Annotated in this window: 32 protein-coding genes; 9 read left to right on the top strand and 23 right to left on the bottom strand. The window is 57.7% G+C overall.

Annotated features, from left to right (window positions below; all coding sequences use genetic code 11):
* Positions 1-54: 54 nt before the first annotated feature.
* From F8N36_RS14600 to F8N36_RS14580, 5 genes are all read right to left on the bottom strand, one after another.
* On the bottom strand, positions 55-513 hold the full coding sequence (locus F8N36_RS14600) for a hypothetical protein (RefSeq protein ID WP_291333616.1): 459 nt from the start codon (positions 511-513) through the stop codon (positions 55-57).
* A 93-nt stretch (positions 514-606) separates the two neighbouring features.
* Positions 607-828, bottom strand: coding sequence for a hypothetical protein (locus F8N36_RS14595; RefSeq protein WP_291333615.1), 222 nt, complete (start codon positions 826-828; stop codon positions 607-609).
* 201 nt (positions 829-1,029) lie between these two features.
* A complete protein-coding gene (locus F8N36_RS14590) occupies positions 1,030-1,332 on the bottom strand; it encodes a hypothetical protein (protein WP_291333614.1) in 303 nt (100 codons plus the stop codon).
* The gene (locus F8N36_RS14585; protein WP_291333613.1) at positions 1,329-1,568 is read right to left on the bottom strand and encodes a hypothetical protein; all 240 of its coding nucleotides are present in this window, start codon (positions 1,566-1,568) and stop codon (positions 1,329-1,331) included. The genes F8N36_RS14590 and F8N36_RS14585 overlap by 4 nt, the downstream gene beginning before the upstream one ends.
* Positions 1,569-1,823, bottom strand: a complete 255-nt coding sequence (locus F8N36_RS14580) for a hypothetical protein (protein ID WP_291333612.1) — start codon at positions 1,821-1,823, stop codon at positions 1,569-1,571. It abuts the gene before it with no gap.
* 255 nt (positions 1,824-2,078) lie between these two features.
* Between F8N36_RS14580 and F8N36_RS14575 the strand changes: the two genes are divergently transcribed.
* Complete coding sequence (locus tag F8N36_RS14575; protein WP_291333611.1) at positions 2,079-2,345, top strand: DUF2312 domain-containing protein; 267 nt, start codon at positions 2,079-2,081, stop codon at positions 2,343-2,345.
* Between the two features lie 117 nt (positions 2,346-2,462).
* Here the strand turns inward: F8N36_RS14575 and F8N36_RS14570 are convergent, their stop codons facing one another.
* From F8N36_RS14570 to F8N36_RS14505, 14 genes are all read right to left on the bottom strand, one after another.
* Positions 2,463-3,269: a hypothetical protein gene (locus F8N36_RS14570; protein WP_291333610.1), complete on the bottom strand. Its 807-nt coding sequence runs from the start codon at positions 3,267-3,269 to the stop codon at positions 2,463-2,465.
* A gap of 107 nt (positions 3,270-3,376) precedes the next feature.
* A complete protein-coding gene (locus tag F8N36_RS14565) occupies positions 3,377-4,021 on the bottom strand; it encodes a hypothetical protein (RefSeq protein ID WP_291333609.1) in 645 nt (214 codons plus the stop codon).
* A gap of 23 nt (positions 4,022-4,044) precedes the next feature.
* Positions 4,045-4,527 carry a hypothetical protein gene (locus F8N36_RS14560; protein WP_291333608.1) on the bottom strand — a complete coding sequence of 161 codons (483 nt, stop codon included), beginning with the start codon at positions 4,525-4,527 and terminating at the stop codon, positions 4,045-4,047.
* A gap of 8 nt (positions 4,528-4,535) precedes the next feature.
* Positions 4,536-4,733 (bottom strand): hypothetical protein, encoded by a 198-nt coding sequence (locus tag F8N36_RS14555; protein ID WP_291333607.1) that lies wholly within the window; start codon positions 4,731-4,733, stop codon positions 4,536-4,538.
* Between the two features lie 24 nt (positions 4,734-4,757).
* A complete protein-coding gene (locus tag F8N36_RS14550; protein ID WP_291333605.1) occupies positions 4,758-5,069 on the bottom strand; it encodes a hypothetical protein in 312 nt (103 codons plus the stop codon).
* A gap of 20 nt (positions 5,070-5,089) precedes the next feature.
* A complete protein-coding gene (gene traA, locus F8N36_RS14545; RefSeq protein WP_291333604.1) occupies positions 5,090-6,403 on the bottom strand; it encodes a TraA family conjugative transfer protein in 1,314 nt (437 codons plus the stop codon).
* Positions 6,404-6,407: 4 nt separating this feature from the next.
* A complete protein-coding gene (locus F8N36_RS14540; RefSeq protein ID WP_291333603.1) occupies positions 6,408-6,923 on the bottom strand; it encodes a hypothetical protein in 516 nt (171 codons plus the stop codon).
* 7 nt (positions 6,924-6,930) lie between these two features.
* Positions 6,931-8,013 (bottom strand): toxic anion resistance protein, encoded by a 1,083-nt coding sequence (locus tag F8N36_RS14535; RefSeq protein ID WP_291333602.1) that lies wholly within the window; start codon positions 8,011-8,013, stop codon positions 6,931-6,933.
* Positions 8,013-8,918, bottom strand: a complete 906-nt coding sequence (locus F8N36_RS14530; RefSeq protein WP_291333601.1) for a hypothetical protein — start codon at positions 8,916-8,918, stop codon at positions 8,013-8,015. The genes F8N36_RS14535 and F8N36_RS14530 overlap by 1 nt, the downstream gene beginning before the upstream one ends.
* A gap of 72 nt (positions 8,919-8,990) precedes the next feature.
* Positions 8,991-9,416 (bottom strand): hypothetical protein, encoded by a 426-nt coding sequence (locus F8N36_RS14525; protein ID WP_291333600.1) that lies wholly within the window; start codon positions 9,414-9,416, stop codon positions 8,991-8,993.
* Between the two features lie 95 nt (positions 9,417-9,511).
* A complete protein-coding gene (locus F8N36_RS14520; protein ID WP_291333599.1) occupies positions 9,512-9,814 on the bottom strand; it encodes a hypothetical protein in 303 nt (100 codons plus the stop codon).
* A gap of 403 nt (positions 9,815-10,217) precedes the next feature.
* Positions 10,218-11,171 carry an SOS response-associated peptidase gene (locus tag F8N36_RS14515; protein WP_291333598.1) on the bottom strand — a complete coding sequence of 318 codons (954 nt, stop codon included), beginning with the start codon at positions 11,169-11,171 and terminating at the stop codon, positions 10,218-10,220.
* Positions 11,172-11,309: 138 nt separating this feature from the next.
* The gene (locus F8N36_RS14510) at positions 11,310-11,696 is read right to left on the bottom strand and encodes a hypothetical protein (protein ID WP_291333597.1); all 387 of its coding nucleotides are present in this window, start codon (positions 11,694-11,696) and stop codon (positions 11,310-11,312) included.
* Between the two features lie 154 nt (positions 11,697-11,850).
* Positions 11,851-12,000 carry a hypothetical protein gene (locus tag F8N36_RS14505; protein WP_291333595.1) on the bottom strand — a complete coding sequence of 50 codons (150 nt, stop codon included), beginning with the start codon at positions 11,998-12,000 and terminating at the stop codon, positions 11,851-11,853.
* Positions 12,001-12,434: 434 nt separating this feature from the next.
* Between F8N36_RS14505 and F8N36_RS14500 the strand changes: the two genes are divergently transcribed.
* The 5 genes from F8N36_RS14500 (at position 12,435) to F8N36_RS14480 (ending at position 14,933) form a co-directional block, all read left to right on the top strand.
* Positions 12,435-13,166, top strand: coding sequence for a hypothetical protein (locus tag F8N36_RS14500; RefSeq protein WP_291333593.1), 732 nt, complete (start codon positions 12,435-12,437; stop codon positions 13,164-13,166).
* Positions 13,167-13,256: 90 nt separating this feature from the next.
* Positions 13,257-13,514, top strand: coding sequence for a hypothetical protein (locus F8N36_RS14495; RefSeq protein ID WP_291333592.1), 258 nt, complete (start codon positions 13,257-13,259; stop codon positions 13,512-13,514).
* A 118-nt stretch (positions 13,515-13,632) separates the two neighbouring features.
* A complete protein-coding gene (locus F8N36_RS14490; protein ID WP_291333590.1) occupies positions 13,633-14,283 on the top strand; it encodes a hypothetical protein in 651 nt (216 codons plus the stop codon).
* Positions 14,284-14,487: 204 nt separating this feature from the next.
* Positions 14,488-14,769 carry a hypothetical protein gene (locus F8N36_RS14485; protein ID WP_291333589.1) on the top strand — a complete coding sequence of 94 codons (282 nt, stop codon included), beginning with the start codon at positions 14,488-14,490 and terminating at the stop codon, positions 14,767-14,769.
* Complete coding sequence (locus F8N36_RS14480) at positions 14,766-14,933, top strand: hypothetical protein (protein WP_291333588.1); 168 nt, start codon at positions 14,766-14,768, stop codon at positions 14,931-14,933. Before F8N36_RS14485 ends, F8N36_RS14480 begins: the two co-directional genes overlap by 4 nt.
* A gap of 308 nt (positions 14,934-15,241) precedes the next feature.
* On the opposite strand, the gene F8N36_RS14475 is transcribed toward F8N36_RS14480, so the two are convergent.
* The 4 genes from F8N36_RS14475 to F8N36_RS14460 form a co-directional block, all read right to left on the bottom strand.
* Positions 15,242-15,625: a hypothetical protein gene (locus F8N36_RS14475; protein ID WP_291333587.1), complete on the bottom strand. Its 384-nt coding sequence runs from the start codon at positions 15,623-15,625 to the stop codon at positions 15,242-15,244.
* A 69-nt stretch (positions 15,626-15,694) separates the two neighbouring features.
* On the bottom strand, positions 15,695-16,120 hold the full coding sequence (locus F8N36_RS14470) for an AIM24 family protein (RefSeq protein ID WP_291333586.1): 426 nt from the start codon (positions 16,118-16,120) through the stop codon (positions 15,695-15,697).
* Positions 16,044-16,427 (bottom strand): AIM24 family protein, encoded by a 384-nt coding sequence (locus F8N36_RS14465; RefSeq protein WP_291333584.1) that lies wholly within the window; start codon positions 16,425-16,427, stop codon positions 16,044-16,046. The genes F8N36_RS14470 and F8N36_RS14465 overlap by 77 nt, the downstream gene beginning before the upstream one ends.
* A gap of 189 nt (positions 16,428-16,616) precedes the next feature.
* A complete protein-coding gene (locus F8N36_RS14460) occupies positions 16,617-16,820 on the bottom strand; it encodes a hypothetical protein (protein ID WP_291333582.1) in 204 nt (67 codons plus the stop codon).
* A 350-nt stretch (positions 16,821-17,170) separates the two neighbouring features.
* Between F8N36_RS14460 and F8N36_RS14455 the strand changes: the two genes are divergently transcribed.
* The 3 genes from F8N36_RS14455 to F8N36_RS14445 all read left to right on the top strand — a co-directional run bounded on the left by F8N36_RS14455 (position 17,171) and on the right by F8N36_RS14445 (position 21,815).
* Entirely contained in the window at positions 17,171-17,569 is a 399-nt protein-coding gene (locus F8N36_RS14455) for a hypothetical protein (protein ID WP_291333580.1), read from the top strand.
* Between the two features lie 143 nt (positions 17,570-17,712).
* Positions 17,713-18,153: a hypothetical protein gene (locus F8N36_RS14450; protein ID WP_291333578.1), complete on the top strand. Its 441-nt coding sequence runs from the start codon at positions 17,713-17,715 to the stop codon at positions 18,151-18,153.
* Between the two features lie 140 nt (positions 18,154-18,293).
* Entirely contained in the window at positions 18,294-21,815 is a 3,522-nt protein-coding gene (locus F8N36_RS14445; RefSeq protein WP_291333576.1) for an AAA domain-containing protein, read from the top strand.
* Positions 21,816-22,002: the final 187 nt, after the last annotated feature.

The raw sequence follows: 22,002 nt of genomic DNA, 5'->3' as shown, positions 1-22,002 counted from the left end.
ATTCTGGCCGGCTTGGGAATCCCCTCCGTGAGTCTCACTCACCGAAAGTTGGTATTATGCCTGGCAACCAGGTGCGCAATTGGCTTGAACGCCTCCATTGGGCCATTGATAGCGACCGTCCGGCAAGAACCGTGTCGCGATTTCATGCAACTCGGCATCGACCAGAATCGGAAATTTCCGATGATCACTGAAGAAATGGACGCATAGGCGTTGTCCAATGCGAGATTGACCAATCGCTGCCCCAACATGAGCGGCCAGAACCATCTGAGTAACATAGGCCAACGGCTGGACGTCATCGCCATCCCAGACCGCCAGCCTGTAGGGCTCCGCGATCTCGATCCGCCCAACGGGCGCAGCGTTGCGGATAATCTCGCATTGTTCGTTCAGAGGGTAAAGGTCGATGGCAGTGGCATTGCCATCCTGACCCACAACATAGCCGACGAATTCTGGAAGACCTGATACGAAGGCCTGGAGGCCATTAACAGTCGTGCCTGTCAGTTTATATGTCTTCATGCTCTTTTTTCCTTGCCGAATAAATTTGGCAATTTTTACTTGTCGATTCTGACAGCCCAATATCACGGGCCACATTGGCGACAAGATGTGTGGTTAGATAAACGCGTCGTGACGGTTATCTCCGGCTGTCGCCAGAGAAGCCCTGTTGACCAGAGGGACGCGGGTCTGTTCGACGCCAATCGCTACCCAGATTGTCCAGACCGCCGCGGCCAGGCCAATAAGGCGAAGAGGATTTCCGTCGGGCGTGAGCGTCATCGCCAACATCGTCATGGCGATCAGCGCAACGGATACGGTGGTGCCCCGGCGATGCACCAACCAAATCTGACGGCGAAACAGCGGATTACGGAATGAGAACCACCTGTCGCCGCGTAGCCACAGAAGAAGCGATCGCCGGTCACCTCGAAATTTACGAGGATCAAAACGGTGGCGAGACAGATTCCGATAGGCCCCCACATCCACGACTTGAGGGGGCCGAGACCGAATACATCCATGCTTTGCGGTCCTGATCTAAACGGGTCAGCGGAAAACGACCCCGACGAGCGCAACGCAAGTCAGAGCGATGGCGATGTACCAGTACCAGCGGCCCTGGAGGTACCTCTTGGCCTTTTCCCTCAGATCGGCGCGGAGTCCGCGGACCGTGAGCGAGATGATGTAGGCGAATAGAATGCCATTACAGGCGATCTCGATGTCGTGAAGCTTCCAGGCTTCCCCAATCAAGGAACCCTCGATACCGATCAACAGAATGACGCTATCCCACCACGGGCTCGGATCGTCGAAGGTGAACATCCGCCGGCGAATCGGCTGTCCCGGATCTTTCATGGCCGGTTCCTTTCCGCAGCGCCACCCGCTGCGCGGACGCCGTTTCTGAACGCGTCGGACTGATAACCGCCATTGCGGACATGCAGTTTGGAACTTAGCAAACCCAATAACCACTCACGGCGGTGTGCGGAGTTCGGTTTGTACCGGCAACCACGAATTTCTGGTTGCTGAATCAGGGTGGTGAGGATCCCTTCAACATCCGTGAGCTGGTCCGACCTATGGTCGCCGTCTGCCATCTATTTTCTCCTGGGCCGGCGACGAGTGACCATGACAGAGCGCGGCTTGGCCGTACCGACCAGGACGAGGCCGCTTACCAGGAGCATTGCGATGACAACTTGGCAGAAATTCCACGTCATTGAAGGCGCCTGATCGGCGCAGACCGCCACAGCGGCAGCGAAGATCACCACCGAGATCGGTACCATTGCCCTATGGCCGAAATCGGTCACGCTTCTGAAAACACGCACTACGCTGCGATTGAATAATTTCGCCATGATCGCTCCATGCTAGACATTCAAAGATACCCCAGTTCATTCCAGCAAGCAGCGCTCCATAACGCACAAAAACGTCTTGTTCTCGTGGTTGACTTGCGGCATTCAATAATAATACTACAAATCCATAATTCATTCCGGTGTCGCCACAGATAAGCGTGTGCCGAAAAGAACCTGCAAACTCGCCGCGAAGCGTTGCAATTTGGTTGGCGATGAATATAGACTGTAAGAACTTCCGCTAACGCGTGGTGTGATATTATGTTAGATGGCTCTGAATCCAGGGAAACAATTGGCGGCATCGCCGCGGAAGCTCTCCTACAGTATGTTGAACGCATAGAGCGTCTCGAAGATGAAAAAAAGGCGCTCTCTGAGGATATCAAGCAGGTTTATTCGGAAGCCAAAGCCACTGGTTTCGATGTCAAGATCCTTCGCAAGGTCATTTCTCTGCGCAAGGTCGAGGAGAACGATCGGAAGGAGGAGGAAGAACTGCTGGAGCTTTATAAGGCCGCACTCGGAATGCAATGATCGGCCGAGGGAAAAGGCGGTCATTTGGACCGCCTCTCGGACCGGATAGTTGAACCGGATCGTTCCAGGCAAAGATCCGGCATTGGGGCCAGCAACCTCATTTGTGCCAGGTCCGGCCTATCTCGACATCTGAAGGGTTTTCAGGAACCGGCCTTCGATATGGAAGACATGGTCGTCGAAATCCTCGTCAGTGACCCCGCTCTGCTCGACCTGCCGGCGGATTTCATTCAGAAGATCACGAAGCGCACGATTGACATCTCGGCCGCTTGCGCCGCCGCGGACCGCGGTGACATGCTTGGCCGTCGCACGGGTCTTTCCCTCGGCCTTGGCCTTTTCAACAGCAGCTGTCAGGGTTGCGGTCGCCAAATGATCGTCCTGCCGGACAACCTCAATCGCCAGAGAGGCCGAGACCTGGCCGTTCTTGATCATCTTCTGGATGCTCGTGTCAGCGGAAGCGAGCGCCATGATGTCGCGAACATGCTGCTCGGTCTTGCCAACCTGCTCGGCGATCTGCTTCTCGGTCCACCCGAAGGCGGTGAGGCGCTTATAGCCCATCAGAAGTTCGATCGGCGTCCAACCGCGGCCTTGGCCAGATTGCAGCATGGCAGCAACGCGGTCTGCATCATTGCCGGTGAATTGAACGACGGGGACATCCTTAATCTGGGCGCCGCGTTCGATGGCGCGTAAGGCCGCGCGCCGGCGAACGTGACCATCAACAACGATGATTTCGTCGCCGCGCAGATAAACCTTCAGCGGGGGCGGCTCGCTGCCCGCCAGATACATCGTGGTATAGGATTCCAAGCGCTGTTCGTAATCGTCATCTTCGATCCGAATGTTGAAGCCGGGATCCTCCTTGATCCGGGTAGGATCAACGCGGAATAAATTGCCGGTTCGAACACCATCGATATCCTTGAAACGAGCCATTCTTATGTCCTCGGTGTAGGGAGCGCTTCCGACAGGTTATCCGGTCCATCAGGGGTCGCAATTTCGAGCGAGCCTGCGATTTGCAGTTTTGAATGCGGGCTTGGCCCTCAGTCGGGATTTTGGAGGTGCTGAGCGGATAGCCTGAGATGGTCGATGGCAGACTTCAACTCAGCGCTCCGGCCCTGGTGGTAATCAGGCCAAGGGGCGAATGGCGTTCCCAGGATATAGCCGTAGGTGACCATGTTCGGGCACCGGTAGATCGCGTCGTCTGTCTCGATCCTGACCAGCAATATCTGGTTGCATTTGACATCCGTCGCGCCGATACCCTCGGCCCAGCCGACGCCGGCATCCTTTGAGGAGAAGAACCAGAAGTGGTCAAGGGTAGCGCCGACCATATAAAGGCCGCCGAGCGCGGCCCAGACGACCATGCCGAAGGCAATCCCCCTCAGCGGATGCGCACCAGTCCAGGTGCGGTATAGACGCTCACCAAAAATTCCGACTGAGAGGACTCCAAAACCCAGGAAGAAAAACACCGACCAGTTGGTTTCGTTCATCTTCATTTCAAGGTGGAAGCCAGGCCACAACAGCCCGAAGAAGACGCTAGCCGCGAAACAGATCATCGCTACGAAATGAAGAAAAAGCCGAATTCGGACGGTGGACTGAACTGCCTCTGGGGCCTGGATAGCGAGCGCCAGCTGTCGAGTATTGAGCAGGATCGACCAGCCCAGGAATGCAAAGACGAGCAGGAACATCGCAATTCTTCGCCTTGTAGCTTCTACTTCGTATAGGGCCGTAGCACTTCGCGCCCGCCATTATCTGGCGGCATTGCGCTTACGATACGACGGATCGCTGCCTTGTGCTCGCGACTGCTGTTGACTAACTCCATAAGCCGGTTTTGTTTCTGCCGGGCAATTTCCCATGCGGCTCGGCGTTCGGAGCGTCGGAAGAAACTCCAAGTGCCGTAGGAAATAGCTCTCTCGGTGAACAATTTCATTTCAAGCAAAGCTGCGCACACCTCGAATTCTTGAGGAGGCAGCATGCCATCCTTGACGAGATTCTCGGGTGGGGCCAGATAGGTTTCCGCAAGTGGATCTGTCAGATAACGGCACGCCCGACCAGCCTCGTCATGGAAGAAAAGCGTGTTGTTGAACGGTGGCTTATTTTTCGCCTCGACAACCGACACTCCTTCACCGAATGCTTCCATCCCGTTTACCTCTTGCTCGCGGCGCGCAGCCCCAGCCTGAATAGCCAATTTCATGAGGTGGCTCAGGGTATTTCCGACTGCGGCGGCGTCATCCAGGCAAGCGATACGTCATGCATTTCTTGTATGATCCTGCGCAAATTGTCCCCACGCTTTCCGTCCGTCTCAAGCTGCGGCAGAATTTCAGTAGATAAGCGCGCCGCCAATCTCGACAAAACCTCTGCCATGGTGTCCGCCGCGTCGGTCGCTCCCAATTTGTCCATGCTCGAGTCCTTACCCTGGCGAATTCATAACCCTGATGAAAGAAAGGATCGATCGCGTCCCGGCCACGCCCTGTTGGTGCAGGCTTCCAAAACGGCGGTCAGCGAAAGCGCGCAAAACGCCGCCAAAGCCAACCATCCAATGACCCCGATAAGCCATTGCGCAAACCCAGTAGAAAAACGAACGTCCTGTTCCGCAAGATAGGAGGCTAGGAACGATATCGGCCAACCCACATTGCCGGTGATGGCCATATAGATTTGCCGGGCCAGAGCGATCATCGTCACGATAGCGGCGCCACGAAGCAGGTAACCCAGTTGTCGGTATCCATCAGATGTCATGATCATCTTCCCCGGCTGCGTCAGTCGTCATTGCCACTGTCGGAGCTGCCGCCGTCCGAATAGCCGCTGTCGCTATCGTCATCGTCGCCAACATCTGAGGCAACCGGCGCCGGCGCATAATCGTGGACCACGACGACACGCTCATGTTCGTGATGGTCGGCCTCGTGACGCATTTCTGCGCCCACCAGCGCTGCAGCCGACAAATTGGTGGGAACCCCAAGCGCATAGGAAGTCGCAAGATCGGTCAAGTCGTTATCACCATCATCTCGTTTAGCCATGGCATAGCGCCGGCGATAGGCACCATTGGCGCCACCGCCGATACCGTGATAGCCCACCGCTGCATCCACATTATTGGGACTGGTGGTCGGAGAGGCTTCGATGACCTTGGGTTCTTCATCCACCTTGTAGCCAGAGATGGTTTCAAGCCTGCGCACTCGCCTCGTCAGCTTCCAGCCGACGAAATACACACCGAGAAGGCCTGCTTCTGCGACGCCCTCCAGCAGGTAGAGGAAATGAATGGTGGAGCGAAAGGTACCGGCGGAGGCCATCGTCGATGCGGCCCAGTCGAGCGCCGCCGGCGAGGTAGCGGCACCAAAAGCCGCTTGCTCGATGGTATAAAGGCGGTTTGGCGCCACGGAAATCTGTTTTTGGGCAACAATGGCATCGAGCTGCGTGGCAAGATCGCGCAGATCGGACGATTTCTGCTGCGCGGCGATCTGGGTCAGGAGGTATTCCGCCGACGGCGAACTGTCGCCATCGAGGAACGCGCGCACCTGGTTCCAATCGTGGGCTTCGATGGACTTCTGCAGCATGGATTTTTCTGGAGCGGTGCTGCGGCTTTCTGCGCCGGCGGATGACGATGTCGTAGGAACGTCGAGCATCGTGCCCATAATGTCAGGAGCCATGGTGATCATCATTCCGGCACCAATGCCCGTAATCGCTGCGGAGACATTTTGACGGATAACGCCATTAAGAAGTCCGACAAGGATCGCCGCACCGCCAATGACTTTTCCGAATGTACCGGACATCCACCCCATCATTACGCTGGCCATGGACTCGATGCCAGCATGGCTGCCGCCAGCGAGGCTGCTGGGAACAGAGACCGTCAACAAAGCGCTGGGGATATCAATGTCGGTTGGAAGAGACTGAAGATCCGGCATCATGAAATATGACACCAGCGAGGTGACTGCAAGAGCCGTGAGGCCGATGGCAGCGCCAATTCTCCCGGCCGTAGTCCAACTCAGGCCACGCTTCTTGAGGTTGCGGATGTCGGTCAAAAGCCTTTCCGGCAACTCGACTTCTGTCATTGGAAACGCGATGGTCTGATCAGTCATTCGCTTATCCTCGGTACGTCAAATACGTGGTCTGGTCGAGGTCACCGTTACCGGCGCCGATATGTCTTTTGGAAATCTGAGAATATTCCCCGCGCGGGTGTTTCGGCCGCCAGCCCAGGAATCTACTCTCTCGGGGCATCAAAGAAGCTGGTGCATTTGCACCAGGAATAATGGTTTCCGTGTCGGATGAAGAGGGCAACGCCCGTGATGCTTCATCGGAGGGGAGCTGTCGAGAACCCGATGTGTCCAACACGGCAGGGTGTTGCGTCGCACTGGTTAACGCCGCAATGTCGGCAGTGCTTTGGGCGATATCAGGGTTGTCGTGAGTGACAACTTCACCAAGGAAGCACGTGCCAACGACCGCCAGGCATACAAACCCCAAATGCTGCAGGCGGCCCACCCGTAGTTTCAGATGGTCGAATTGGTCAAACAAGCGGACTGGAAGGTCGCCCCCTACCGGTCGAACCTCTGTCGCTGCCTCCAGCCTGTCGCGGCTGATATCGACCACTGTTTTGGCCATGAGCGGGTTAAGCCGCCTTGTCACTGCCGGAAAGGAGCTTGACGGTCAGTGCCGTGCGCATGTTTTGCAGCTTGGCTTCGGTATCCCGCCGCTCCTTGGCCCCGGCTTTTTCGATCTGGATGACCTCGGTGCAGGTCTTGATGATCTGGTCCTGTACGTGCTGCAAGGTCTCGACGTCGATCACCAGGCGCTGGTTGGCCTTGGCGCTCCGCACGGCGTTGTCGTGCAGCAGGTCGGCATTGCGTCGCAGCAAGGCGTTGGTCGTGTTGTCGATATCCTCAGCCAGCTCGACGGCCTCACGCTGTTCCTCAAGGGTAATGGCGAGTGCGATCTGCCGCCGCCAGGCCGGTACCGTCACAGTCTGGATGGTCTGGTATTTCTCGACCAAGGAATGGCAATTGCGCTGCATGATCCTGATCGCGGGAAGCGTCTGCAGCGCCGACTCCTGCAAGGCGGCGAGATCAGTGGAGCGTTTGTCCAGCCGGTTGATGTCCTGCTGAAGATCGGCCAACTCCTGCGCAAGCTCGGGATCATTGGAGGCTTCAACCTTGGCAGCCAGGGTGGCTGCTTCCCCTCGGTATTCTTCGCACTGCTGTTTGGCGGCTACGATATGCAGCCCCAGCAGCCGGTACTCGTCCTTGACGTTGGAGTACATTGTCTCCAACTCGCCAACCTCGGCGACCAACCGACCGCGGACGGAGTCGACTTCCATCATCATGTCGCCGATTTGCTCGCTGGCGGACTTTACAGTGGTCAGCAGTCGTTCTTTGAAGTGGACGACTTTGCCGATCATCTTACCGACGACGGGGATGCCGCTGAAACGACGGCTGGTATTGATGCCCTGGGCCTTGCTGAGCACTTTCCCCAACTTGTCGCCAATGATGTTCAGGTCGCTGCCGCTGACGCGAGCGAGGAGGGCGTCGGTGTGTTGCGCGACATGCGCTCCAACATCCTGGCCGAAGTTGGTGATGCTGATGGGATCTTTGCGGTCGAGAGACTGCCGCAATGCCAGGACGTAGGCTTCATCATCGGCCGAGAGGGCGATGTCGGCGCTTTCAGACGTGGTGATGATCGCGGGAGAGCTGGGCATCAGTTGATCCCTTTCAAATGGGAAAGAGCGAGTTTGTAAGAATTGGTGAGTTCAGGGGCGTCGACCGACGAAGCCAGCACCGAGAAGGCATGGTTACGCCAGACGGTCAGGAGAACCTCGACAGCCTGGCCAAGCCGCTCGATTTGCGATTTAACTTGCGCCTTGACCATATCGATCTGCGCCAGCGCCATTTGAGTCGAGTGCAGCATCACGGCGATGTTGCTGAGGCGTCGAGTGAAGCGATCCTTGGCAGCCGAGCCTCCGAGTTCACCCGCCACCGGTGGCGGAGGAACGTAGCCAGCGGTGTAGAGGCGACCGGCCGCTAGGTGAACCCTGAGGTGCCGGATCGCCAGGACGTGCGCTTGGCGCAAGCCATCGAGGCGGTGAACAAAGGCATCGGAATCAGCGATCCGCTGACGAGCACCATCGACGAGGGTCGAGATTCTCGTGCAGGCCGCACGATACCTCATCTCGACCTCGATGGCTGCTCCGGTCCACCGCGCCAACCGGCTGCGGCCCTTGATGACGTTTTCCGGGTTCGCGTCGTTCAGCGCCTTGTGCAGGGTGCCGATGGTTTCCTGCATAATGGTTGCCGTCGAGGCAGCGAGGATCTCGCCCATATCGCTGATCTCGGCGACTTCACCGAAGGCCGCCGGATAGGCCTGATCGATGTCGAGCCCATCATAAATATGGGCGACCAGGTCGATTTCATCGGGCGTAAATTCGCCAAGGCTGAGCGTCGCGAGTTTGGATTCGTCAAACGGTATGCGCTCGACAGAAAGCGCCTTTCTTTCAGCGGTCACTTGCCACCTCTTTCCCAATTCCTCTCCAGCAATCAAACCACATTTTTCCCGCGCTCCAATTTTCCCGTCGCTAGGATCAAATAGCGGATGCACAAAAGCCACCAGCTATATCGCGCAAAAACGGCACAAATTGACTTCCAAAGCCGGTGGAGGCTGGGTGTAAATTGAGCCGCCTCATTGCGGCGCTGCCGTATCTTCCGCGGCCTCCAGAATCAATTCAGTGACCCCATCTTCGTTGATGAAAATGCCATTTTTCACATTCTTATGATCTCCATTGAATTTCTCGACGATTTCCGACCGCGAATAAGATCGGGACCCCATTACGGAGAAACTGCTTTTCACCTGGATGTCGCCCGGACACACACTGTTGTAAGGGGCAAAGGGCGTGTTGGCGTGGCCGCGAACCAAAAGATCAATGTCACCAGGCTCGGGCTTCTTCGTGAGAAAGCTGCCAAAAACAAAGATCTGAATACGTGTCCCGAAGGAAAGAAGGTTGGCGATCTCGCGATCCAGCGCAGCAAGCAAATACCGGCGCCGTTCAGTCGTTCCGTAGCGCCGGCGGAATTCAGTGATCGACGTCTTCGCGTTCGGTATAGGCATGATTTTCTCCGCCTCTACTTTTCAACCAGCTGAATTTTCGGAGAGCATAGGGTGCAGTCGCCGCGAAATGCGAAGACGTGACCTCTATTCCACGCTCAACTCTCCTCGACGAGAGAGGAAAGAGCGCTCATTTGGCCGCGACCACTTTTGCCGTGTCCGGATTTGACTTGAGTCAGGGCAGCGATAACCCGCTCCAAATCATCGGAGTTCGCCGGAAAAGAGGGACTTTTTCTACCTGCCACGATCCCGCCGTAGACCATCTGGACCTTGTATACGTGTTGGGCAGATCCATCCGCCCAATGCTCAACACCGTACGACACCCGATATGCGGGGTCGCCTCGGTGAGGATCGCTGGCGGGAACGTCGATATAGCGAATGGGGAAATAAACCTTGCTCACGGCTGTTCAGTCTCCGGCAATCTGCAGTCTAAACCTATAGGATACTATAGGAGCCTATAGGAAGGCGCGCAAGCGCCTCCCCTTTTCGCGAAAGAGAAATTCTCCGTTCTCTTTTTCGATGAGAGGCGGGGACCGATCATGCCCGATCGGCCCCCGTGTCTCAGTTTCACCTCTGGGGAGACGTCAGGCGGGGTGTCCCCTTGCCACCGGTGGTCACCGGTCCGATAAGGCCTTCTTATCGGCCGTGTGGCCGGGGGTACGACCACCGGGCGCGGGGGGACACCCTTCAGGCGAAACGATCGACAACACCTCTCTAGGCAGATATCCATTCCCGACAATTTATCGGACAAGCTGCACTGGCGTTGCCGCTGAAACTAACCGGGAATGTGGGTGCCTGAATGCTTCACGGCTCCGGAATCGGGGCGAGCAGTTCGGCCCGGTCGACGCGAACGCTTCCAACTTCTGGACCGACTCTCCAGGTCTTGAGAAATTTGTCTGGGCACGGGCGCAACAGACCCTTCAGATCGTCAGGAGATGCCGGAGTCTCGCCCAGCCACACGGACCATACTTCCTGTGGCATGATGACCGGCATGCGATCGTGAATCGGCGCGGTTGCCGCGTTGGCGGTCGTCGTGATGATGGAGAACGTCCGGAGGATATCCCCATTTGGCGCCTTCCAGGCTTCCCACAGACCGGCAAAGGCCATCAGCCCGCCACCGACCGGGGCGATCGCATAGGGCTGTTTGCGCCCTGCGGCGGGTTGCCATTCATAGAAGGCTGTAGCCGGCACCAGGCAGCGCCTTCGATTTAAGGCGTCCCTGAACAGCGGCTTGTCGGCAACGGACTCACCCCGGGCATTAATGGCCTTTGCGCCGGTCGACGGGTCTTTCGACCAACGGGGAACCAAGCCCCAGCGCAGCAAATCGAGATGCCTGGAACCGGTGTCTGGATTATGCCGGATGACGGCCAGATCCTGCGTCGGCGCCGCATTATACCGCGGCTCAACATTGATCAGCGGATTGGTCGTTCCGAAAAGACGACGAAGTTCCGCAGCCGGGGTGATGATCGCATAGCGCCCGCACATGGATGCCCTCGTTTCAGCGCCGTCGCCGATTTCCTCGGTGGTCCGATCCGGCTGGCCGTCGGCAAACGTCGACATCAGGATGCGGGACCGATGCAAGAGCATCAACCTTGCATTGGGGCGAGTTTGCGCGAGGAACAGGTAGGCGGCCCTGATGGCATGAAAGTCGACTCCCTGCGCGAGCGTCCCAGCCGATCGGCCGCGCCCATCCAATTCTTCGATTCGGTATTCGAAGTCGTAAATAGCCGCCATCATGCTCACTACGATATAGAACATACAGGGAACGATGGCGATGTGAAAAGCGCGCGATTTGAGACGGGCAGATTTGCTTGTCTCGGATCCAGAGCAGAAAATGCCTGCCCGATAACGAAAGGCACCTCGAGGGTGCCCATGCTGCGGCCTCTGGTGACGTGCCTAAAAAAGTTGAAGTTGACCCGTTGGCGCCGACGCCGGCGCCGGCAATTGTACTCCCTCCCGAAGGATCCGGTGCGCGGCGCTCACCACCACTGCTGGATAGGCTTCGCGGGCGATGGCATAGGCCGATCCGGTCGTGAGATCTTCCAAGCTGAGAAGGGCCTTGTGGGGATGATTGATGGCCGTCCAATGTGCTGCCAAAAACGCGGAGAGGTGCTCGAACATGCCGTCCGAGATAATCACCACGTCCTCATGATAATAAAGGTAGGCCGCCATCAGATACCAGGCGACCGCGGCGCCTGGCGCTTGGTCGATGATCTGACGGCACACGCGGTCATAAAGAACCTGTTGGCTGGGCGCCGGAGCATGTTCCACCGAATGCACCATCACTTCATTCCCCCTACCGGACTGACCTCGTCGACGATCCCGCGCAGCGACGCCTGCTGGCAACGATCATCACCCCCAGAAGGGGGCCGCGCAAATTCTCAGCTCTCGACCAGGATAGGGAAGAGGCGGCCGACACCGACCGCCTCCCCCCAAATCAATCCTCGGCCGAAAGAATGCGACCAAACGCGCGTTCCGCCTCGTCTTCAAAGCACTCCGGGCAGAGGTGCAGACCGTGCCACCAGCGCACCGCTTCCCGCCGGCCACAAAGTTCGCAGATGTCGTCGTCATCGTTGAAAAAGTTCATATCGTGCTCCCGCTCGGCAACGACGCCGACCACCATGGCCGGCAACCTGCCTATCGGGTTGTTCCCGGCACTTTTTTGCCGAGGGACCGGCTGGACCCAGCCATATTGAAAACTCTGCCGAGGAGCGGAACGCGATGCGCCAGCACAATGCCTTCCGCCTGGCGCAATCCTGTGATAGAAAGAATAACTTTCGTCCCTTCGCCTTCGTGCGATCGTTCAGCTTCGTCTGATCAGGACAAAAGGCAGTTTTCGAACTGCAAGCGCGCCACAAGCCCTCTCCCTTCGCGGAGACAAGCGCTTTAAGCCAGGCTTTCATCACTGGAGATACGTTCTCCGTTCATCGGGTGTTTTACGCCCAATCATCAATAAAGACCGTCCAATCCACGCGAAATCTTCGCGTCGGATTCGCACGTCTGCATTACGGAGGCAGAGACATGACCGTCGCCGATTATTCCCATTTGTTCTTCACCTGGGGTCTTATCATCAATACCTGTTATACGATCTATCAGGGCTTCAAGTTTTTGCGGCAGAAGTTCTGCCGCAGTGATGCACCGGCTCTTCCGGTCCATAGGGCCGAGCCTGAGATCGTCGAGGAGAAGCGTCCTTCGCAGAAAAAGGCTGAAAAGCCTGTCTGCTGGCGGATCTTCCTCGCGTATGACGAGGCACCACAGGGAACGTCGGCTACGGAACTCGTGCTCCAAAGCCGCCGCGGAACCATCAAGATCGAATGGAACCGAGGCACTGACACGCTCCTCGAAGCACTCGAAGTCGGTATTCATCGGGTCTTCTCGCACTTTGAGGCGGGAGATCGGGTGGTGATCATGGCCCCGTCCGACGCCCAGCTCGCCTTTAACCTGAAGGCAGATGAGCCTCATGACAACATCGTGGCTGCCCGCATCAAGGCTTTCCTCGATGCCCACCATGACGGTGACGTCAAGTTCGAGGATTGCGCCAAGATCCCGATGAAGGCTACGGCGCCGGCCGCCGTTCCGCCTGCCACCGCTCCGGTGACAGCGCCTGCGGTTTCCGCTCCGGCTGCCGTTTCCGTAAAGGCTCCGGCCCGCGCGGCGGCAACGCCCAAGCAGGCTCCGGCCCAAGCTCCGGCCAGTCTTCCGAAGACTTCGGCCGTGTTCGACGACACGCTGTCAGAAGCAGCGAACTTCTAAACCAGACCCGTTCAACACCCTAACCAGCCCAGCCGGGAGGTCAATTCTCCCGATGGGATTATTGCGCCTCTTCGCTGGTGAGGAGGCAGCATGTTCAAACAATTCGCGGTCTTTGCCGCATTTTTCACCGCCTATGTGGCCGCGCTCGCCGCAGGCATCTACATCGGCGCCAATTCGCACCCCCTGATCGGCTTGGCCGTGATGGGGTTCCTGATCCTGGTGATCTACCGGGTGATGGACAAAGTCATGCAGGCTCACCGTCGAGACCGGAAGCGCGCGATCTTCGTCAGCTTCCCACCGCTCGCATCGGTCACCACGCAAATCGTCCATGGCGCGCCGCTTAATTAGGGCCGCGCTTCGCAATCAACCATTCGGTTTCAACCCCTGCCGGGGAAGGTTCGTCCTTTTCCCGCCAAGGGGGAAATGCGCGCCCTTCTCCGTGCAGTGAAGAATCAGGGAGAAGATCATGGCCATTTCCACAAATCACAAAGAGGCTGTCTTCGTTATTGATGGGCCTTTCGGAACCACCAAAGCTGGTTTCCAAACTGTCTATAAGACAGCAGCGCAACTGGCCAAGAAGCTCGGCGTGCGCGAACCCCCCAGGACGGAGATTGGCAACGTCGTGCAGTATGAGGACTACCGCCGACTGCTGCGGATGGCCGATCGTCGCGGCCTGGCCGACACCTGGTTCGAGCCCGATACGCCGGTTGCGGTTCAGCGGGTCCTTGAACGGGTTCGCAACAGCAAGGCGAAGATCCGGATTTATTTCGGTGATCCGACCACAGGCAAAGTGTGGATCGAGGGCACGGACGTCATCGGCTTTGTCGGTCGCTCGACCGGCACGCTGAAGACGCCCCAACTCCTCGACAGCCTCGACCCGCGCCGGCGGACCGACATTCCGACGCTCAACATCGTGCGGATTCAAGATGTGAAAACCGGCTCCGATCTCTATCGGCATCCCGGGTTCCATCTGCCCAGACTTTCCACTGTCTCGTCCGATATCGGCGGCTATGAGGCCACTGTTATGGCGGACGGAAAACTGGTCGAACGCTTCCAAAGCCAGGAAAAGGCGGAAGCTTTCGTCGCGTTCCAGAAAGGCGAGAGGATGGATTTCTAAATCGCCTGATCGGGATCCAACCCCAGCATCATCATGCAGACCTTTGTGTCAGCCAGGAATCAGGCCGAGCGCAAGCTCGGCCTGGGCTCTTGCATTGGCCGCATGGCCAGTGCGGGAGTTTTCACCAGGGTATCCGTCAGCCGGCGGAGAGCCCTTCATCATCGATCCTTTTGACAAGAAAGGAGACCGATCTAGGAGAATAATATGCAATTTAACAAACGGCCCATAAAGCCGGTATTATCCTTCGTGGGTCATTCCTTCGCAGGATTTTTCGCATTTGGGGCGGTTTATTCAATCGCCGTAATACTGAGCTTCCTTGTGGAGCGCCTCGAAGACTTTCACTGCGATCCGATCACGATCACAATTCTCACCTACCTGCATTTTGCTTTGGAGGGTGCGGATGCGATCGTCTTTCTGGTCTATATCGGAGTGACCGGAATCGAAGCGGTACATGGGATGCTCAAGAGGGACGAGGAGAAGCCATGACAATCATGGAAGTTCTGTCCGGCAGCTTCAAAGAAGGGACTCGGCTATACGCCGATCTCTTCTGGGCGATGCTGTCGGCGCCCATCGTCGCCATTCTGGCGGTGTGGAGGGATCGTATCCGTGGCAACGGCGGACACGGGCATGATTCTTTGAAGAACGCCTAGTTCTTCAACACAACGGAAAGGGCGCCTACCTTCGGGTCGGCGCCCTTTTTGCGTCCCGGACCGGTTGCCCGGATATTTGCCACGCCGGTCAAAAAATTGACTTTACGGGACGGCAGGCTTATATCTTTTTCAGAGAACAAAACGGGAGCATCCGAAAATGCGTGCCGTGGCCCAAATTCTGATGACGAGCTTCGTCGAGGGTATTCACCTTTACGGTCGTCTGACTTGGGCCGTTCTCTCGTCCCCGCTGAGGGCGACCGTGCGTGTGGGCCGGGATTTTATGACGCATCACGCCTGATCGGTGCGCCCTAAGGCGCAAAGTCCGGCGGGGCGCAGGGCACTTCGGGCTTATCCTCGGGCCTGACATCATCTTCGTAAAGTTCACCTTCCTCAAAGCATCTGGGTGGCTCACGCTCGGCTTCGTTCAAATGGCATTCTGGGCCTAATTCACCCCAGCGTTCCTTCCCGTAGCGGCACCAGCTGTTGGGGACGGATACATGCGCGCGGTTCGGCCAATCGATGACATGGAAGAGTTTCTGGCCATGGATCACAGTCGGATGGTCGACGGACTGCTCAGCTCCTGGTGAAGATGGGCCTCTATGCGTCCAGCACACATAAATCACCGCAATTGCAGCGAGTGCTATCAGCACCTTCTTCTTTTTGACCTGTTCCAGCAGGTTGTTGTCGGACATCGCCAAAGCCTTTTCCACGATTATGCGTACGAATTGCCACTGCCGGCCCGGCTGTGACGCGAAAGATCCTTATTTCTTTTCGCTGCCGCGCGGTGGTGCCGCGCCGTCGATATACATCGACTGGATGCCCACTCGGCCAGGCCCCGTGAAGCGATTCATGGCGATGTTGGTGCTGCTCAGAAAGCCGCTGGCGATGCCGATCATGTTGGTGTCCATCTTCACCGCGCCGTCCTTGTAGAGCCAAGCGCCGGGCTCAACATCGATCATTTCGCCTTCCTCGAGTGCGACCTCGAACACATTGCCGTAGCCGTGCAGCCAAAGGATGCCGTCACCGTCGATGCAGCGGAATTTATCGATGAAGAGGCCGCTGCTGCCAAAAAGCATGTTCGAGATACCGGACACCCGTTCGAACTCGTATTCAACGTATTGGGTGGCGGCCAGGAATTGATGCTCGCGGACCTGGATCGATTTTCCCTGTTCGATATGCAGGTTCAACGTATTGGGTGGCGGCCAGGAATTGATGCTCGCGGACCTGGATCGATTTTCCCTGTTCGATATGCAGGGCAAGAATCTGCCCAGCGCCATCCCGGCTGAAGGCGATTTGCCCGTGGCCCTGCGCTTCGGTGACGAAGATCTGCATGCCGCAGAAGAGCCGTTTGACGGTGCCCTTGATCGGTTTGACGGCGATCTCCAGGGTCGCGGTCTTCCAGAGCAGGACGTGGTGCTCGAAGTAGATCGGTTGCCGCGTACTCATCTCGACCGCGAGCACCGGTACCAGTTCGCCCTGAATGCTATAGGTCACGCCTGCGAAAGTTTCAGATTGGAGCGTTGTTTCTTTAATCGTCGGCCGACTTGCCATTCCCGTCACTGCCCATTGTATGGAAGACGTGCTGGGATGCTACCCCAGACGGATAATTCGGGAAGCAGGGAATAAGTCGCGAAAACGTGCAGAACTATAGGGAAGAGCCGGCAAAGGAAAAACGCCTGGGGATCAACCGGAGCCCTTTTGACCCAGCAGTCCGCCGAAAAACAGAACCGGTCCGACTGCATAAAAGAGTTGGGCATGGTCAACGATGAAGTCGTAGACGGGCATGATCCGCGGCGCCATAACGATGCCGGCGACCCCCATCAGCAATATTCGCACAACCAGATGCGTCCAATCGACGCTGGCATTGTCCGTGCGCCACTTTGTCATCGACGCTCCATCGCCAGTCCAGCTTCCTCGATAGCCGAATAACGAAGATCAGACATTGTACCAGCGTCGTCCGGAACAGGATAGACAATCGATCTCAGCCGCGGGAAACCCGCAGAAACAGCCGCCTTTCTAAGTTATTGGCTCATTTTTCGAATTTTCAAGGACCCTGAGTTTAGTGCGAAACGGTGAGTTATTGGGCGCAGTTTCCGGCGCCGGCTCTCGATAGAATTCGCTTCGTGCCGTCGGCCTTTCGGTCTCCTGGCTGCTGTCGCTCTCCTTACAGCGCGTCGCCAAGGATTTTAGGACGCTGGCGAGACGCATCGCTACAACGGATCAGAGGATCGAATACCGTGACGTCATCCAATCAACCGGCGATCGCTAATGGCGCCGCCCGAGTCCCTCAGAAGAAATCTCGTCGCCTGTTGATCGTGGCCATCGCCGCAGTCGGCGCCCTCTACTTTGGCCGCACGAGTTACTTGGGAACAATTCACCATTGGTCGGACCTTCGCGAAGTGATGAACAGCGGCGAGATCACCAAGGTCGAGAAAACCAGGCAAGGCTTTCTCGTGAGCCTGCGTGAACAGAATCAGGTGAAGGCCATCCTGGTGCGCGACACGGATCCTGTGGATCGCTACTTCAAGCCCAAGATCCTCGCCGCCGCCACCCAAGCAGGTGCTTCGATCCGGTATGACCTGAGTGTGCCGGCCGCCGGCGCCCAGAACTCGGATGAGACCGAACAGGAAGAATAAGACATCCAGCGCCGGTGCCGGCGACGGGATGATCGCTGGTACCGTCCCTCGGGTCCCGCGACGGGGCGCTGCCCATCATTATGAGCGCCATTCCACGTCAAACCTCCTTATTCCGGCTGTTTTGAACGACGAGGACCAAGATTATGCGTAACTGGGCGAGTTTCTTGACGGCGACCGTGATGCTGGTAGCGACCCATGCTTCGGCGACGACGATCAAGCAGGCCGGTGAATTCGACGATGTCAGGGGCATGGCTGATCGGCTGGCTGATGCGCAGATGGTGACGCCGGCCGCCAACGTGCTTCCCGACATCGGCGCCGCTGCCGCCAAACTGACCGAGATGCTCTCCGAAGCGGACTTGCCCGCCAATTCGGCCGACAATTGGAGCCAACTGCGGGAGATCGGAAAGGAGAATGCCGCCCTGGGGACGATACCGTCGTTCGTCGCTGTGGTGAGCGCGGAGATCGCCTTGAGCCAGTCGATCGGGATCAACGACGTCATGGTCGAGGAGAGTGCGGTTGCAGCGGTTTACGCCGCTGCGGAACAGATGTCTTCCTTTGGATCTTCTAGCCCCGACCAAAAATGACCCATTTATCGAGCGGGAGGGGGTTTCTCTGTCGAAATTGCACACCCCACCGCCGCCAGGCCTCGTCCGCTCTGACCCTTCCCGATGCAGCAGCCAAAGGCTGACCTGCTCCTCAAATAAACGCCAATCCGGAGCCTCAAATGGTGGAACGCTGCGACCCCTCCACGATTCTGCGCTATTGGCAGGGAATTGAATACCTGTCGACGGGCGAGCCCCCGAAGAACTCCAAATCCCAGCCCTTCAATGTCTGGGAGCCCAAGACCGGGAATGATCTTCCCTGGTCGCCATCTCAGAGCCGCCGCTTCCAAGAAACGGGCGAGGGCTGCTGGCGCTTCTTCCTCTGGATCGGGATCGTTTCCACCGATTCCGTCGTCGATCAATTGATCCGATTCTTCGACTTCCAAGATGAGGTGGAGCCTTTCGCGGCTAAGCCGACGGCAATGATGTGTCTGACCGCCTCAGCGGAAGGGGAGATTTTCGGTGAGCCGGGGTTCTCCACATCACCGTGGGCCATGGGGACCCTGCAGCAAACTGGAAGGATGCCGGCCGGTGGCTGGTCAGGAGAGACCGGGGCCGAGCAAGCGGCGCAGGACGATTTCCACGGCTTTCTGGCGACCAGGGAAATCTATTACCTCACGGAAAATGGAGACGGCGATCTCGTCCGGACGCAGGGAACGCGGCCGTTCTCGATTGAGGATGCGGTGGCTTGTGCCGAGAGCTATGCGGCCGGCGTCAGATGGACGATGCCACCCGACGGCAAATTCGTGCCCCTGCGCATCGAGGCGAGGTGGGTGAAAAAGGACAAGAACGGACGCCCCTACGCTGTCGAACCAGGCCTGCTGAACAGCTTCTTGATGGATGATCTGACCCGTATCCTGGCAGCGTTCGCGAACGGCGAAAATACCGGCAATGTCGAACAGTACCTGTTCGGCATCGACGAAGCCAAGCGGATCGACGTCACCCGGAAACGGGAGGTGCTCCACGAAATCCTCCGCCCGGCCAAGATGCCCTTCGGCAAATGGCCGACCGATGGCCACCACCATCTCGTGCTGGCACAGCAGATGGCGGTCAATCTCGCCTTCGAAGAGATCGGTGAGGACGGAGGTCTCTTCGGCACCAACGGGCCACCCGGAACCGGCAAGACGACGTTGCTGCGGGACATGGTGGCCGCGGTCATCGTCGATCGGGCGCTGGTGCTCTCGACCTTTGCCGACCCAGATGCGGCGTTTGCAAGGCGAATAGGCATCCGTGACCACGAGTATGGTGGTTGGGAGATCAGCGAAAAGCTGCTGGGTTTCGAGATGGTAGTCGCTTCGGCCAACAACGGGGCCGTCGAAAATGTCACCACCGAAATCCCTGCTGCAAAAGCGATCGATTCGTCCTGGCGGCCAGTTGCTGGGTATTTTCCCAGCGTGGCGGACACTGTTTTTTCCGATAACGGCAAGACCCGGTCGCACGGAAAGTGTTGGGGCATGCTCGCCGCGGTACTCGGCAACAGCGAAAACAAGAAGGATTTCGTCAATTCGTTCTGGTTCGGCACGCCCAAAAAGGACGAACCAATCACCGACGAAACCCGGATTTCGATGCAATGGTATCTGCGCAATGCCACGCCGCCGAACTGGAATACCGCACGAAAAAGTTTCTTGGCCAGCGTGGAAGCAGTCAAAGTTCGATTGGCTAAACTCGATGCCTTGGCGGTGGCGCACCAGCGTGTCATCGAAGTCGACGCCCTGGAGATGGCGCTGAATGAAGCACTCGCCATCCTCGATGTGGCTGAGGCAGACAAGGCGAAAGCCGCGACAGCGTTGGAAGCGATTATCCAGATCATCAATGCCGACAATGCGGTTGCCGATACGCTGGGGTCTATCGCGACCCTTGCGGACCACGTGGCTGCGCTCGAACCGGAGATCACTGCCGAACTCAAAAAGTTGGGCGCTCGGAATGTCGAATACGATAAATGGCGTGGCGTGCATCTGGCCGAAGAAGCGGCCCTGGCAATCTTAACGGAGCACGCGCCGAAGGGAATCGCGGGGATCATTGACCGGTTCTTCAACGGCAAATGGAGCAGATCCCACAGCGCGGCGGTTCTAAAGGTGGCCGATTGCGCCAAGCAAAAGATTTTGGCGGAGCATCAGCGGCAAGAAACCGAGGCGGGTCTGGCCGAGCTGAATGAGGCACAGAAGAAGAGCCAGACTGAATTGGCCGAGGCCGGCGAGCGTCTCTCTCAAGCCAAAGCGGCTCTCCAGCAGCTTCTGGCTGATGCCGGAATTATCGACGAGGCAAATTTCGCAGAATTGAAGGATGCGGCCGAAGAGGCTGTTCGCGTTGCCAAGGAAAACGCGGCATCGCTGCAGCGTAAGGCGGAGGAAATACGGGCGAAGGTCAAGATTGCACGGCAGAAGTCCGTGGATGCGCTCGAAGTCGTTGCGGGCAGCTCGTTCTCTGGCGCCGTGATCGATGCGGCATTCCTGACCGGTCCGGAAGATATCCGGCAATTGTCGTCGCCCTGGATGGATGACGAACTGCACAGATTGCGCTGCGAGTGTTTCATTCAGGCGATCCAGCTTCATCGTGCCTTCATCATGTGTTCGCCAAGGCTCCGGTCAAATCTCAGCCTGGCTGTCGACATTTTGTCCGGCAAATTGCGTCCTGCGCAATTCGGTGGATATCTGCGGGACATCTGGGCGAGCTTTTTCCTCACAGTCCCGGTTGTTTCCTCGACCTTCGCGTCGTTCAGTCGATTGTTTGATGGGCTCGAATGCGGAGAGATCGGCTGGGTTTTCGTGGACGAAGGCGGGCAGGCGACGCCGCAGCAGGCGCTTGGTGCGGTCTGGCGGGCGGAACGTGCCATGATCATCGGGGATCCGAAGCAGATCAAGCCGGTGGTGCCCTTGCCAGGCCAGGCGATCGAATTACTTCGTCGGCGAGAAGGGGTTGGGCCGCATTGGCATCCGATCTTGCATTCCGCTCAGGTCCTGGCGGATCGCGCGACGCGCTACGGGGCACAGATGGGAGTCGACTCGGACAACCCATACTGGGTTGGATCACCGCTTCGTGTCCATCGCCGGTGCCGCGCGCCGATGTTTGAGATCGCCAATGCCGTCGCTTATGACGGCCTCATGGTCCAAGGCAAGGTCTATCGCGCGGACGATATCGCCAAATTCCCGGCCGGGCCGAGCAGGTGGATCGACGTGCCGGCGAGCACTTCGGAAGGCCACTACATCCCGGCACAAGGCAATGTCGCGCAGGAACTCGTGCGCACCATCACCGGTGCCCCGGGTGCGGCATCGGTCTATGTTGTCACGCCCTTCGCCGAATCGCGAGCCAAGTTGTTTTCCCTGTTCAATTCGTCGCGGGGCCTGGGCTTCGACTGGGCAGTGAAGTCCGTGGGCACCGTTCACACCTTCCAGGGCAAAGAGGCCGATTACGTCATCTTCGTACTCGGTGGTGAGCCAAACCGGCCAAGGGCGCGTCAATGGGCCGCACAGGAGCCAAATCTGCTCAACGTCGCGGTGACCAGAGCCAGGAAGGCGGTCTATGTCGTTGGCGACTGGGAGCAATGGTCGAGCTTCCCATATTTCGACGAAATGGCTCGGATGCTGCCGAGAGTCTCGTTGAGCGGCGCCCCGCATCAGAAAAAACCGAACCTGGCCCTCGTTTAAACGAGGGGCATCGGTCGGGTGGCTTCCGTCAAGCCAAAGTCAACTGGGGGGAGAACACAATGAGGTTCACCAAGACCGGAAAACGATTCGAAGTGCACGGTCCGATCAACCCTGTGTGCCAATGATTGTTGTGACAACCTCGGGCTATGAGGTTTAGTGAGGATCACACAAGGGGACAATCCGTGGT

It is taken from the genome of Desulfovibrio sp. (assembly GCF_009712225.1).
Lineage (GTDB): Bacteria > Desulfobacterota > Desulfovibrionia > Desulfovibrionales > Desulfovibrionaceae > Desulfovibrio.
Note: the sequence above shows the minus strand (reverse complement) of the source record. Positions and strands in the feature narration are given on the sequence as shown.